General features: G+C 44.0%; 10 protein-coding genes, 1 pseudogene and 1 riboswitch. Of the genes and pseudogenes, 7 read left to right on the top strand and 4 right to left on the bottom strand.

What is annotated here, in order from left to right:
* A complete protein-coding gene (locus QNH15_RS22070) occupies positions 1-1,620 on the top strand; it encodes a M14 family metallopeptidase (protein WP_283890595.1) in 1,620 nt (539 codons plus the stop codon).
* A 142-nt stretch (positions 1,621-1,762) separates the two neighbouring features.
* Here QNH15_RS22070 and QNH15_RS22065 read toward each other — a convergent pair whose 3' ends face one another.
* Complete coding sequence (locus QNH15_RS22065) at positions 1,763-5,647, bottom strand: bifunctional 2',3'-cyclic-nucleotide 2'-phosphodiesterase/3'-nucleotidase (protein WP_283890593.1); 3,885 nt, start codon at positions 5,645-5,647, stop codon at positions 1,763-1,765.
* Between the two features lie 214 nt (positions 5,648-5,861).
* Here QNH15_RS22065 and QNH15_RS22060 point away from each other — a divergent pair, with 214 nt between their 5' ends.
* Positions 5,862-6,206, top strand: coding sequence for a YkgJ family cysteine cluster protein (locus tag QNH15_RS22060; RefSeq protein ID WP_283890592.1), 345 nt, complete (start codon positions 5,862-5,864; stop codon positions 6,204-6,206).
* Positions 6,207-6,366: 160 nt separating this feature from the next.
* Here the strand turns inward: QNH15_RS22060 and QNH15_RS22055 are convergent, their stop codons facing one another.
* Entirely contained in the window at positions 6,367-7,332 is a 966-nt protein-coding gene (locus QNH15_RS22055) for a D-2-hydroxyacid dehydrogenase (RefSeq protein ID WP_283890591.1), read from the bottom strand.
* Between the two features lie 117 nt (positions 7,333-7,449).
* Here QNH15_RS22055 and QNH15_RS22050 point away from each other — a divergent pair, with 117 nt between their 5' ends.
* From QNH15_RS22050 to QNH15_RS22040, 3 genes are all read left to right on the top strand, one after another.
* A complete protein-coding gene (locus QNH15_RS22050; protein ID WP_283890590.1) occupies positions 7,450-8,430 on the top strand; it encodes a quinone oxidoreductase family protein in 981 nt (326 codons plus the stop codon).
* Between the two features lie 161 nt (positions 8,431-8,591).
* Complete coding sequence (locus QNH15_RS22045; RefSeq protein WP_283890588.1) at positions 8,592-9,923, top strand: TIGR00366 family protein; 1,332 nt, start codon at positions 8,592-8,594, stop codon at positions 9,921-9,923.
* Between the two features lie 23 nt (positions 9,924-9,946).
* On the top strand, positions 9,947-10,744 hold the full coding sequence (locus QNH15_RS22040) for a putative protein N(5)-glutamine methyltransferase (RefSeq protein WP_283890587.1): 798 nt from the start codon (positions 9,947-9,949) through the stop codon (positions 10,742-10,744).
* 27 nt (positions 10,745-10,771) lie between these two features.
* Here QNH15_RS22040 and QNH15_RS22035 read toward each other — a convergent pair whose 3' ends face one another.
* Together QNH15_RS22035 and QNH15_RS22030 are read right to left on the bottom strand one after the other, a co-directional pair.
* On the bottom strand, positions 10,772-11,542 hold the full coding sequence (locus QNH15_RS22035; RefSeq protein WP_283890586.1) for a thermonuclease family protein: 771 nt from the start codon (positions 11,540-11,542) through the stop codon (positions 10,772-10,774).
* 116 nt (positions 11,543-11,658) lie between these two features.
* Complete coding sequence (locus tag QNH15_RS22030; RefSeq protein WP_283890585.1) at positions 11,659-12,468, bottom strand: alpha/beta hydrolase family protein; 810 nt, start codon at positions 12,466-12,468, stop codon at positions 11,659-11,661.
* 131 nt (positions 12,469-12,599) lie between these two features.
* Positions 12,600-12,706: riboswitch (SAM riboswitch) on the bottom strand.
* 222 nt (positions 12,707-12,928) lie between these two features.
* Between QNH15_RS22030 and QNH15_RS22025 the strand changes: the two genes are divergently transcribed.
* A complete protein-coding gene (locus QNH15_RS22025; protein WP_283890584.1) occupies positions 12,929-13,903 on the top strand; it encodes a bile acid:sodium symporter family protein in 975 nt (324 codons plus the stop codon).
* A gap of 399 nt (positions 13,904-14,302) precedes the next feature.
* Positions 14,303-14,533 (top strand): annotated as a pseudogene (locus QNH15_RS22020) (CDP-glycerol glycerophosphotransferase family protein); the annotation flags it as partial.
* Between the last annotated feature and the right edge of the window lie 180 nt (positions 14,534-14,713).

Genomic DNA, 14,713 nt, shown 5'->3' with positions numbered 1-14,713 from the left:
ATGAAAAAAACGATATGGTCTTTAGTACTGGCAGCTGTTGTCAGTTTGTCTGCATTCAGCTTTACACCGTCTGCATCGGCAGCCAGTTATGTTGACCCTATTCAGACGTATACATACTCGGAGATGACTACCGATATGAAGCAATTGGCAAAAGCGTATCCGGATCTGGTCCAGTATCGTGCGCTTGGCACAACCAAATATGGAAGGATGGTCTGGGCAATTAAACTCGGAAAAGGGGATGCCACCGTCTTCTATAATGCTTCTCATCATGCCAGGGAATGGATTACAACGAACATTGCGATGGAAATGGTAGATGCCTACGCGGATGAGTATAAGAAAAACACCACCTATCAGGGCTATAATGTTCGCAGTCTATTAAATGATGTGTCGATCTGGATCGTACCGATGGTGAATCCTGACGGAGTCACTCTTCAGCAGTCAGGTCTTAAAGAGTTTCCAAAATCGGCCCACAGCGGGTTGATTAAAATGAACAAGGGAAGCACCAATTTCAAAAGATGGAAAGCCAATGCGCAAGGCATTGACCTGAACCGCCAATATCCAGCAGGCTGGAATGAGATTCCACGAAGCGAAGCACCAAGCCCTTCTTATCAAATGTACAAAGGAACAAAACCGCTCGAAGCACCGGAAGTGAAGCTGCTCTATAATTTCACCTCCTATGTGGATCCTGAAGTCACCATTTCTTATCATACATCAGGGCGTATTCTGTATTGGCACTACCTGAATAAAAAGGAAAATTATAACCGCGATTATGCGATGGCGAAAACCATTTCGTCCATGACAGGCTATCCTTTGGTAAAACCGAATGACAGCAAGAAGGGAGGGGGATATAAGGATTGGTTCATTACCCAATATGGACGACCGGCCTTTACCCCTGAGCTGAGCTATCATGTCGGCGCAACCAATCCTCCGGTTTCCGTCATTAATGAAGAATGGAAGCGCAACCGTAAAGCCGCATTGTTTGTGGCTAATGAAGGGAAAAAGCTGTGGGAAAAGAAGTTTACAAAAACAAGCAAAGTTATAACAACTTTTGCGCCGTTTAATCTTTACGATCGCCCGGGTTCAGCTTACAAAACGAGTACAAAGCTTAAAGCGCAAAAGCTGACAGTCATCGGAACGAAAGGGAACTATTTCAGAATCAATACGAAGGATTACGGCAAAAAGTGGATCCTAAAGGACAATTATGTATCAGGAACCGTGACCGATTTCCATACAAAGCCAAAGAACTTCCTGGTAAAGGAGAGTACACCGCTCTACTATTCTCCGATATCAACCAAGAAATCCACCAGCAACCTTTATCCGGGTGAAGTAAAAGCCATCAAGTCATACGGCAGCTACTACGCGGTAAAGACGAAATTTAATTATGATTTATGGATTAAAAAGGACAGCAAAATTACTGAATTTAATCCGGCAGCGGTCAATCAGAAAATTGTTCTGAAACCGGACGCCACACCGCTGTATTTGTTGCCGCTTGATTCCAAGAAAACCGATACGAACCTTACACCTCAGACCGTAACCGCAACGAAAAAGTGGAACAACTGGTTCTATGTCGAAGGCAAGGACAAAGACAAGAAGGCTGTGAAAGGCTGGATCAAACAATAAGAAATAACAAAAAAAGGCTGCCGTTTGGCAGTCTTTTTCAATTCAAAAAGCATCTGAAAACATACCCCAGGCCACTAAGGAACTGTAGTTTTTTTAAAACACTAAAAAAAGTCCACGGGAATTGTGGACTTTCTTTTATTGCTTATGGTTTTGCTACATCAACAATGCGGTCTTCATCTTTTGGATCTACCGTTTTTAGTTTTGCGACATAGTCTCGAAGGTTTTCCCAGTCAGCAAAACCAAGATCGGTTACACGGCCATCTTCATACGCTTTTTTGAACACCTGATAGTTGTCGCCGCCTTTGGCTGTAAAAGCATTGGTTGCTACAACATAGTCCTTTGATGGATCAAGAGCAGTAAATTGACCAGGCGTTTCTTCTACTTCGGCAGATACGATACGCTCTCCGGCTGGCTTAGAGCTGTCAAACTTAATTTTCATACCAGACATGTGCAGGAACGCACCGCTTTCATTTGGTACTTGGTCTACACTGTGCTCAAGAGCCTGCAGGATTTCTGTTCCGGTCAGATTCATCGTGGCCAGTGTGTTGCCGAAAGGTAGAGTGGTCAACACTTCGCCAAGTGTTATGTCACCTGCATTGATTTCCGAGCGGATTCCGCCCCCGTTTTGTAAGGCAATGACGGTTTTTGAATTAAATTGCTTGGCTTTATCGAGCATTGCGTCTGTAATCAGGTTGCCAAGCGGTGTCTCGTTGCTGCGGACGCTTGGACCGCCAGTTGATGAACGAGGGTTTTCCAATGCTTTAACCGCCGTTGCACCCGTTGATGTATTCTTTAGATCATCAATTTTTGAAGAATACTTTTTCAGAAGATCTGCCGCCTCAGGGTCTTCCTGCTGGTCAGCCACTTTAATCAGTTTGCCATCTTCCTTTACTACTTTTCCGTTCTCGTCGAAATCAACGTCAAGTGTTCCTAGGAAGTCGCTGTATTGGTAGGCTTGAACGATAACGGTTGGATCTTTGTCTTTTCCATTTTCGTCTGCGGATACCACTACAGGCTGATCAAGCTGGGTATGGCTGTGTCCGCCAACAATAACATCAATGCCATCGACCTGTTTAGCAAGCTCCAGGTCATTATCATACGCAGGATTATCGTCATACCCGATGTGGGTTACAGCAACGATTTTGTTAATGCCGCGGTCTTCGAATGATTTTACCGCTTTTTCTGCTTCATCTTTATAGTTTTTGAATACTACCGCTTCAGGGCTGGAGATATCCTTTGTTTCTTCAGTCGTTAATCCGAATATCCCCACTTTTTCTCCATCCACTTCTTTTACAATGCCGGTGTAGATATTTCCGTTGTTCGGAGAAGAGGAAATCTCATTGGATTGCAGTCCGTCAAACAGGCTGTCTTTTGAAAAATCCACATTTGCACTGACGAACGGGAAGTTGGCCTTTTGGATAAAGTCGGATAATGCTTTGTGGCCATCCGGACTTGCGCCAAGATCAAATTCATGGTTGCCGAATGTCATCACATCATATTTTGCGAGATTCATAAAATCAAGGTCTGCTAGTCCCTTGAATTCGTTAAAGTAAAGGGTCCCGGAAAACACGTCTCCCGCATCAATCAGCAAAGAGCTTGGCTTTTGGGCACGCACATTTTTGATAGCTGTGATGCGTTTTGCCACATTATCAAGATGAGCGTGTGTATCGTTTGTATGCATGAGGGATAAGGTAAAGTCTTCTGGCGCGCTGCCTTTCAGGTCATACTTGTAGATTCCGAAGCCTTTATCATCCGTTTTTCCTGTGTAGGAGATTTTGCTTTCAGGTGTTAAGTATTGTGCACCATTTGGTGAAGAAGTGAAGGTGACCTCAGCATCTCCCTGGATGGGTGCGATGGACCAGTTGTTATCGGCTGTTGGAGTGATTTCTTTCTGTTCCGTGATATAGTCCATCAGGATCTGACGGTTTTCATCTGCGGAATCCACGACATATTCGGCACCTTTGATGCCCGGGAAGTTTCCGCCGCCAGAGGCACGGTAATTATTGGTGACAACGATAAAGTCCTGATCCGGATCAATCGGCTGTCCGTTGTATTCAAGGTTATTAATACGGTTGGAATCCGAAACCTTTTCGCCTTTGACATCATAGCGGGCAGGCTTTGTTACATCGATTTGATAGGTTACACCATCAATAACATCAAAGTTGTATACAGGGAAGTTGTCATTTAACAGCTTTTGTTCCCCTGATTTCATCGGATCAATGGTATTGAATTTCCCAGCTGACATCTCAAGCCATTCTTTTACATCAGATCCTTTGATTTTTATCGCTTTCAGCGTGTTATCGTATAAATACAAATCAGCTGCACTGCGGATGGTCAGGTCGCCTTTTTTGATTTCTGTGAATTCGTCAACGCCATTACGTCCTGCTTTGAATGGAGCGCCAACAGATAGAACCGGTAAATCTTTGTATTGCGGTTTGCTGGTTTTGATATAGTTTTCTACGTACCATTTTTGGGCATTGGTGACGACTTGAACGGATGGGTCATCTTTCACCAGCGCAAAGTAGCTGTAAATATCGTCGGTTGTTTTGCCGATCGGTGTATTCACATACTTAATGGTTGCATCAACGTCTTTTTTGACCGCGTTCACGATTTTAGCATCTTCTGGTGCTTTGTAGCCGGTCGCTTTATCGTAGATGGCCTTTGTGGAGGATTGCGTGTTGTAAACCTTCCACTTGTTTTTTACTTTTTGAAGGTTGAGGTCAATGATCCCCAGGTTGCTTCCGCCGTAACCAGCTTGAACAGCCGGTACACCATTGATGGTTCCTTTTGCATTGTCGACACCAGGAAGAACGTTTCCTTGTGCGTCTTTAAACAATGGATCGAGCGACTTTTCGTCCGCTGCAGGGAACACTTTATGTGTATGTGAGAAGGTAATAGCGTCAATTTCCTTCACTTTGCTTAGTGAGTAGATGACATCTTCCTGGTTCTTGGTATCTCCATTGAACCCTGAGTGCGTCATGGCGATAATGATATCGGCACCCTCTCTTTTCATTTGCGGAACAAAGCGTTTTGCAGTTTCAATGATTCCCCGTGTCATTACTTTTCCTTCAAGATTGTTTTTGTCCCAATCCATGATTTGCGGTGTTACAAGACCGAGGTAACCGATTTTTAGCGTGCTTTTCTTGCCGTTCTGGTCAACTACTTTTTTCTTTACAATTTTATATGGCGTGAATTTGTTCTTATTGTTGTAAGGGTTGTCATCTTTGTCTAGTTTAAAGACGTTGGCGTTAATATAAGGGAAGTTGGCGCCTTTAATCGCATTCTGCAAGTAGTCCAATCCATAGTTGAATTCGTGGTTTCCGAATGTAGCCATGTCATAGTCCATCTGATTCATCGCTTTATAGACGGGGTGGATCTCGCCTTTTTTAAGAGGATCGATTTTGGCTTTATATGTTCCAAGCGGTGTTCCCTGAATCAAGTCCCCATTGTCTACGAGGACACTGTTTTTTACTTCTTTGCGTGCTTGCTTTACAAGTGTGGCTGTCTTGGAAATTCCAAGAACATCGGAAGGTGCAGCTTTATAATAATCATAGGCTACAAGATTTGTATGAATATCGGTAGTTTCCATGATACGAAGATTGGTAGGTGATGTGGAAACTGGTGTTGCGAGGTTCTTGCCAAAATTGCTGGTATCGCCGTTGTAATTCTTTACGACAGAAACCTGGACCCAGTAGGATGGATTTTTGGAATTGAAGTGTGCTGAAAACTCGGAGCTTTTCTTGATGTCGGTTTTAACCGCTGCTTGTGATACGGTTTTTTTACCCTTCATCAGCTGGAAAACAACTGCTTCTTTGCCAGGGTTCCCTTTTTGAGGAGTAACGGTGACAGAAGCATTTGTGCCCTTGGAGAAATCCACATATGGAGCGGATATTTTAAATGGTTCTTTTGGCGCAGATTTCTTGGCAGGTTTTGCTGCCGCAAACGTTGGGTTAGCCAATTGAGAGGAAACTAGTCCAATGGCGAGAGATGAGGCCAGTAACTTCTTGAAAGTTCCAGTAAACGACATAGATTCACAGCCTTTCCTTATTTTGCACTGCTCAAATAATATATCACGAAAGTCCCAGAAGTTTGTAGAGTTTTTTGAATTATTTTGAAGATAAGTGCTGGGACAAAAGGATGGAGGCAGATGGAAGAAGGATTATGGCGCTTTATGTAGAAATTTCTTTTGCTGGCGGCTGATCGATGTTTCAGCTGTTCTATATAGAAGGAGGAATAAAACGATGAGCGTCCTTCCATGCCAAGGCTGCAAGGGACTATGCTGCGGTCCAGTAGCGATAACTGAAACAGAGCTAAAAAAAATCAGAAAGAAAGTAAAAAGCATGCCTCGTAAACTAAGGAATGAACTTGAGCAACAGACGCGCTATTTCGGAACGTGCATCTTTTATGACATGGAAAAAGACCGGTGCGGAATATATTCAGCCCGGCCGGAGGTCTGTCAAAAATTTGGCTACCATAAAGAGTTGGTCTGCTTCAAAAACCCGGGACTGGCAGTTGATGGCCAGCCCATTGAACACAGAACGATCGGGATTTTGTCGGTGGATTATACATGGAACGACTTTAAGTAAAGCTTCTTGCGTAATTTTTGTTGCTCTTAAAAGTAGTTGTTTTCCCTTCCAGGATGCTCGCTTTTTTCATTTTCGAGGATCTCGCACCTTTCACTACAACAACTTATCAATGAAGGTGCAGGAAAATTGTTCCCAAGCAACAGTCTTTTTGTAAGGGCTATTAATATCCTTTATTATAATCCACGGCATTAATGGAAAGGGATTTATTGTCGAGATAGTCTTTCAGATTGGGAATAAAAATATCCTCGATGACGCGCTGGTCGTAATACTCGGTAGACCCTGCTGTGTGGGGAGTGATAATGACATTCTCCATATTCCAAAGAGGACTGTTGTCGTCGAGCGGTTCTTTTTCAAACACATCAAGACCCGCTCCGGCGATTTCTCCGGTATTCAGTGCCTGGATCAAATCCTCTTCCACTACAATGTCACCGCGTCCGATATTGATGAAGAAAGCGGTGTTTTTCATGAGCTGGAATTCTTTTTTGCCCAGCATGCGGTTCGTTTCCTTGGTTAATGGGAGGGTCACAACCACATAGTCACATTCAGGAAGGAGATCGTGCAGCTCTTCAGATGTATACATTCTGTCAATATATTGCTCAGGTTTTCCTGAATGGCGCATACCAAGTACCTTCATTCCAAAGGCTTTGGCAATTTTGGCTGTTTCACGTCCGATGGCACCTGTTCCAAGAATGCCCAGGGTTTTGCCATGGATTTCAAGCTTCAGGTTGGAATGGTCCCATGTTTTGGATTGCTGGTTGCGCACGTATGTATGTATTTTTCTCGTGAGGCCGAGCATGAGCGCAAAAATGGTTTCGGAAATAGGGAAAGCATGGACGCCGTTGGCGCTGGTCAGTTGAATATTCTCGGAGGAAAGGCGGTCGAGCGGAAGATTGTTGACCCCGGCACTCCAGGTTTGTACCCATTTTAAGGGCGCATTTTCACGATCTAGCGTGTATTTTTCCATTCCTTTTTTCCAGCCGGCAATGATCTCTGCATCAGGAGCTTCCTTTTGCCAAATCTCCTTGTCCTTTCCTGTCACAATGGTCCAATCGGGAATGATTTTCTGTACCTTTTCCACATAAGAATCGTCAATATTTTGAGCAATGAGCAATTTACGTGCTGTCATCTTATCCCATCCTGTCTGTGTGTTTTTGTCCAGTTTACCAGAAGGTGAGAAATTTTTGTTTAAACATGCTCTTGGGCTAAAGTGTTCTGTTACGATAAGAAAAAAGGAGGAAGTCATTTGAAGGCGATTATAGTAAAAAACTTTGGAAGTTCAGAAAACATGACATGGTCGGAAACAGCTGTCCCTCAGATTGGTTCCGATCAGGTATTAATCAAAGTAAAAACTACTTCTGTCAATTATGCCGATATTAAAGCAAGGGTAGGGACAAAAGGGAAGGGGAATCTTCCATTTATTCCGGGACTGGAGGCAGCAGGGATTGTGGAGAAGGTTGGTCCTGATGTGCTGAACATCCATGAAGGCCAGCGAGTGCTTGCTTTTCCTCATGATGGTTCATACGCGGAATATGTGAGAGCAGACGCTCAATTGACATTTCCCATCCCGGACAGTATGACATTTGAGACGGCAGGCTCCTGCGGAATTGTTTCCTTTCTTTCGTATCACCTTCTGGCTAATCTTGCAAAAATGATAAAAGGGGAAACGGTTCTCATTCATTCTGCAGCCGGAGGTGTAGGCACTACGGCCATACAGACAGCCCTTGCCCTTGGAGCAGGAATGGTGATTGGGACCGTAGGAAATGAACAGAAAATGCAATTTGCTAAGGACGCCGGTGCTCATTATGTTGTTAATTATGAAAAAGAAGATATCTCTCAGCTTGTAAACGAGCTGACAAATGGAAAAGGGGCCGATATTGTTCTTGATTCAGTAGGAGGAAAATTAACGGATCAGAGCTTTGACTGCCTGGCCAAGTACGGAAAGCTTGTGGTATTTGGAAATTCGAGCGGAGAGTACGGCACCATTCCAGCCGGCAAGCTGCATTCGAGCTGCCGTTCGGTTTTGGGCTTCAGCCTTGGAACCACAAGAAAAGAGCGGCCTGAAGTACTGCAGAAAATGGCTCTTCATGTGTTTCAATTACTGGAAGCGGGCCAGCTGAAAATCAACATCGGAAAGAAATTTCGTCTAAAAGAGGCAGCGGCAGCCCATGACTGGGTGGAAAGCAGGAAAAGCACTGGTAAAGTTCTGCTAATGGTAAATGAGTAAATCAACATGTTCTGTAAGACCATTTGTTTGTGAGACTCGATAATTTTTTACAAGGTTTACGTTAAACAGACAGGATTTTCAGGTTTGTAAACTGAATAGTTAACGAGTGCATCTATTCACAGACTTAACAGCCTGTTCAGGCAGAAAGGACGTGCGAAATAATGAAAGCGCTCTCCAGCTTTTTCACCGCTCTCGTTCAACGGTTCTTACCAGATCCTTTTGTGTTTGCGTTAATCCTTACAATCGTTCTTTTTCTCTCAGGAGTGATTTTCACCCATCATAGCCCTATTGATATGGTGGAGTTCTGGGGATCTGGATTCTGGAACCTCCTTGCCTTTGCCATGCAAATGAGCCTTGTCCTTGTTACCGGACATGCACTTGCGAGCTCCCCGCTTATTAAAAAGTGGATGGTTAAACTTGCTGGAGTAGCGAAAACTCCGGTACAGGGTGTGATTCTTGTTGTTGTAGGCTCCGGAATCGCCTGTTTCATCAACTGGGGTTTCGGATTGATTGTAGGGGCGTTGTTTGCAAAGGAAGTGGCCAAGCGTATTCCGGGATCCGACTACCGGTTTCTGATTGCTTGTGCCTATATCGGGTTTCTTACCTGGCATGGAGGATTATCGGGATCCGTTCCCCTTGTGGCTGCAACGCCGGGAAATCCAATGGAAAAAACGGCAGGACTGATTCCGCTCACTCATACCATCTTTACAACTTATAATTTGTTTATTACTCTTGCGCTGCTTATCGTTCTGCCCATTATGGCCAAGATGATGATGCCAACAGGAAAAGATGTGATCGGGATTGATCCGAAGTTGTTAGCAGAAGATGAGGTTTCTGCGGCTACCGCCACTGCTCCTGTTGATACGAAAAAAACATTTGCGGTTTCCATGGAAAACAGCCGGCTGCTGAGCTTGGTCATCTCGGTACTCGGATATTCTTATATTATTTATTACATAGTTCAAAACGGATTTAAAATCGATATAAATACTGTTAATTTACTATTTTTCACGACCGGTCTCCTGCTGCATGGTACACCGCTTTCCTACATGAATGCTGTTTCCAATGCGGCAAAAGGTACCGCAGGCATTTTGATTCAATTTCCGTTTTATGCGGGTATTCAAGGGATGATGGAGCTTTCTGGACTGGGCGGCATGATTACCAATGCGTTTATTTCTATTTCCAATCCTTCAACCTTTCCGTTCTTTGCTTTTCTAAGCTCAGGATTTGTAAACTTTTTCGTTCCGTCAGGCGGCGGACATTGGGTGGTACAAGGTCCATTCATCATGCCTGCGGCCAAGGAGCTTGGCGTTGACTCTGGTGTTGCTGCCATGGCGATTGCCTACGGTGAAGCCTGGATGAACATGGCTCAGCCGTTTTGGGCGCTGCCCGCACTGGCGATCGCAGGGCTCGGGGCGAGGGACATTATGGGCTATTGTGTTACCACGCTCCTGGTTTCTGGTGTTATCTTTGCGGTAGGTTTGTCGTTCTTTTAGTCATTTGCAAAGGGGGACTACTGATGGAAGTTACTGCTTTTGACGGGATTGCAGCTCGGCTGAGGGCTGCCGGCTGTGTTTACGCGGAAGAAGAAGCACGGCTTTTGCTCTCTGCTGCAGTGTCTCCCGAAGAACTGGACAGAATGACAGAAAAGCGAGCAGAGGGAGTGCCTCTTGAACATGTAATGGGTCATGCGGATTTTTGCGGATTTCGGATTGAGTTAGATTCTCATGTATTTGTTCCCCGCCGGCGTACCGAGTTTCTCGTACATCAGGCTGCGGAGATAATAAGGGCGGGAGATGCTGTGGTGGATCTTTGCTGCGGCTCTGGAGCGGTAGGGGCCGTACTTGCCGAGCTTATGCCTGGTATCAGGCTTTATGCAACTGACATTGATCCTGCAGCTGTAATATGCGCGCGCCGGAATGTTAGCAAGGCGGACGGGAAGGTTTTTGAAGGGGACTTATATGAGCCGCTGCCAAAAGTCTTGCTTGGAAGCGTCAATGTTCTTGTGGTAAACGCCCCTTACGTTCCTACGAATGCACTGTCATCTCTTCCGGCAGAAGCGCGTATGCATGAAGACCGGATAGCGCTGGATGGCGGCTTGGACGGACATGATATCCAGCGGAGGGCAGCGATTGAAGCAGGATCCTGGCTCGCACCTGGAGGAAGTCTGCTCATGGAAACAAGCTCCCGCCAATCAGCAGAAACATGGCGGATTTTTCAGGAGCAGGGCCTGAGTTCAACAGTGGTCTGTTCCTCAGAGCTCCAAGCAACAGTGGTTATTGGCACAAAGCAAAAAAGCCGGATCAGCGCGTTTTAGCTGATCTGGCTTTACCCGTCTGGCGTCTTATCTTTTTGCTTTTCGGTAACCGGCTTTTTGGGCTTCTGCCTCTGAGCAAAACATGACCTCGGCTTTTGTTACATCATAAGATTGGCCGCCGGGAACATGGTAGATCATCGACTGCTTATTGCCTTTTATGTTGCATTTTCCTTTGGGTTTCTCATTTGAAGGGGGATTGGCAGGCTGTTTGTTTTCATTAGAAGATGGGCTCTTGGAATTTTCATGAAAACCGTCCTTCTGGGCATAGTTCTCGATGGACCAGATGCCAATGCCTTTTTGCTGGGCTTTTTCCTGTGTGGCGCGGAACTGGTCTACATATTTTGTATTGGGCGGATACACATAAGCCACCCGGGCCAGTCCTTTTTCCAAAAGCAGCTGGTTAAAGTTTTGTTTGCCAATCCATATGTAAGCAAGCAGTCTTCCATACTTGTCACGTTCGGAAATATCCAGCTCAACGCCTACTTTTTTACCGGTTAACTGTGTTTTTGTAAATTTTGAACTCTCCGGACCGAATGGCTGAACACCAAGCCTTGGGTGTTTCGTTTCGGGAGTGTCCACGAGCAGCATACGGACACGTTCTGTTTTTCCATTCTTGAATTTAACATCGAGTGTATCTCCATCTACTACATATGTGACAGTTGCGGGTGTTCCTTTAATCGCAGCGCTCTGCCCATCGGGAATGCTGATCTCCTGAACCGGTGAGCATGCGGCAGCGAACACAGCTAGTAAACATACCATTGCTATACCGAGCAGCTTTTTAGGGGAATTTTTTTCCACGATCTTCGTTCTCTCCTCTATCTATGTATTGCCGATAATTTGTAAAATCACAAAAGCTATTATACTACGTTATTCACTCACAGAGTGTTTTTCAATAAAAAAAGCATCATGATCGATTAGATCGTGATGCGGTCTGTGGCTGACTGGCGGTTAAGCCAGTTCAATGTATTGGTAAGAAGTTCATTAAAATGATGGATAGAAGAAAAGGTATGATTCGCTCCTTTAATGAGCTTACATTCACTAGTTCCATGAATTCTATGGGAGCCGCTGTCATAGAACTGGGTGCAGTATACGCTTGGAATGTCTTTATCCTCTGTTCCATGGAGAAGTAAAATGTCACCTGTAAACTGTGCCAGCTCCTTCATGGGCTGGTAGGATTGAAGGGACTGGAGAAAATCAGCTTTTAATGAATATCCCAGATGATCAACATACCCTTTTGTCGTTAAACTTTGGCATTCGTCCTTTCCAACAATATTCACGATATCATGGTAGGGATTTCCTACCGAAGCCCAGAGAATCAGGTCTTTTACCCTCGGATCGACTGCCGCAGTCTGAACCGCCACGGCTCCTCCCAAACTATGGCCAAGGAGAATGATCTCCCTGGAATCGACGCAGGGCAGCTTTGAGGCATAATTAATAGCAGCCTGTGTCTGACTGATTAAATCTTGAAATGTATTTTCTCCATAGCTGCCTTCGCTTTCTCCACAGCCGGCATAGTCAAAACGCAAAACGACAAACTCGCTCGCGGAAAGCTGCTTGGCCGTTTTTACAAAGAGGCGGTCCACACCGATTCGGTTGCTTGTAAAACCGTGGCAGATGATGACAATCGGCAATTTGGCCTGGGGAATCCCTAAGGTGTGCCGCGGATAGTGAACGGTGGCGGTTAATTTGCAATCCTTCCATAGAAAACAACCTTGCTTTTCCATATGAACATCTCCTCAATCCTTTATAATTAACTAATCTTATCTTTTTAGTAGGAATTAAAGTAAATAAAAACCCCTTCTTATGTTTCCTGAAACATAAGAAGGGGTTGAATGAACGAATCACGTCAACACATTTCTTATCTTTCAAGCCAGCAGCTTGTTGAATGTGGCACAGTGCTCCTAAGGGAGTCTGTTGCCGAGGCTTCACAGGGTCAATTCCCTCCGCCTCTCTGGATAAGAAGTATAGAATTTTAATTTAATGTATGATATTTTTAATAGTTTGTCAATTGTATAAGATAAGTTGATTATAGAATATGAACCTTTTCAAAAAAAGGTATCAAAAATAATGCATTTGTCCCTTCCTTTTCTTCTGCAGTACATTAAAGTATGTTGGCATTAAATCTTTTATATTGTAAAATAATAACATAGTAGATTAATAGAATGATTAGGAAGAAGGTTGAGCGTGTTAGAAAAGATTAATCATCAGCTAGAGCGATTCATGCCACTCATTACCCCGGTCAGTGTACTCTTGGGCATGCTTTTGACACATGAGCTAAAAAACTTTCTGTTTCTCGTTCCGTGGATTTTTGCGTTTATGACATTTTCGGGCAGCCTTGGCTCAAACTTTACCCATTTACGCAATACGTTGTCTCGTCCTATCCCCATTTTTATTGGGTTGGCCATTCTGCACGTTATTATGCCCTTGTGGGCGTGGGCAGTGGGACACATTGCGTTTTCCACCGATCCTTACACCATTACCGGACTGGTGCTTGCTATGGTCATTCCGTGCGGAATCACAAGCAGCATGTGGGTTTCCATTTATAAAGGAAACAGCACCCTTGCGTTATCCATCATATTAATTGATACATTGTTATCGCCTCTTGTGGTTCCATACAGCCTTTCTCTCTTTGTCGGAGAGTCTGTAGCCATCGAGGAATGGCCGATGGTCAAGGACCTGCTGGTTATGATTGTCATTCCTTCCATTGTAGGCATGATCCTAAATCACAAGACGAAGGGAAACATCAAATTGACGTTGGGAAAACGGATCGCCCCTGTATCGAAAATTTGTATGGCAGTCGTAGTCGCGATTAATGCATCGGTGGCAGCTCCTTATCTGAAGCATGTGGATAAAAAGCTGGTGTGGATTGGAATCATTGTCTTTTTCATTGCAGCCAGCGGATATTTAGTGTCTTTTTTAGTCAGTATTTTGCTGAAATATAATAAAGAAACAATGGTTTCCATGGTTTTCTGCGGTGGAATGAGAAACATCAGTGCGGGTTCAGTAATTGCACTCACTTATTTTTCCCCGATGACAGCCGTACCTGTCGTGATCGGGATGCTGTTTCAGCAGATCCTTGCATCGGTCTATGGTTTTGTTTTGTCTAAACATTTTGGAAGACAGACCCAGCATCATAACAATGAAAGCACATCGGCATAAAAAAGGAGTCCCTAAGGCTCCTTTTTTGTCATTATTTTTCCTTTTTAACGGATAGGATGAAACGTACCAGCAGTGTTTCGAGCTGCTCATCCTTTATCTTTTTTCTGTTGAAATGCTGGTGAATGTGTTTTTTTAGCACTTCATTGCTCATCACCATTCTCCTTTCTTCTTTGTTTTACTGTTTTTTTCTTGTTTTTTTTAGTTAATCCCTGCCTGCTGTCGAAAGAAGGGGTAATATGTCTTACTTGATATATGTACGAAATTTGAATTTTTGTGATTATATTACCATTGTTGCTTGTTTATATTACCGGATTTGAGGAGGTTAAAACCTTTTTAAAGAAAAAAGTGCTTAAGGATTTTTATCACTTTTTAATCCAAAGATGTTAGTTTTTTTACACCTGCGATCTGCAAAAGTATCGGGATAGACTCAGAGGGTTTTATATTAATATGGAAGAGGAAGTTCCAGGTCCGCTGTTAAGGGACAGTGAAGATGTGATTCGCACGATTGAAAATATTGATGAAGTGCTGGAACAGTATAAAGGCAACTATGAACGTTTTTATGAAAAATTTTGCGGATGGGAAAAAGGAAATGCAACCAAACAGGTTGTAGAGCACGTGTTTAAATCGTAGATGATTGATGCCGGTGATGATCACCGGCTTTTTTTGATGGGGTTTACAGGAACATATGTTCGTTTTGTAATTTGATTATGGCACGTAACGTGGTTGTTGTCTACCATTTCTTTCTAAACTGTTGAAAATTGAAGAACGATAAAACACGGAAATTATGTGAATTCGTCAGGATTTTCGTTC

Origin of the sequence: Fictibacillus enclensis, assembly GCF_030123385.1 — a bacterium.
GTDB classification, from domain to species: domain Bacteria; phylum Bacillota; class Bacilli; order Bacillales; family Fictibacillaceae; genus Fictibacillus_C; species Fictibacillus_C enclensis.
This window is presented reverse-complemented; position numbering and strand designations above follow the sequence as displayed.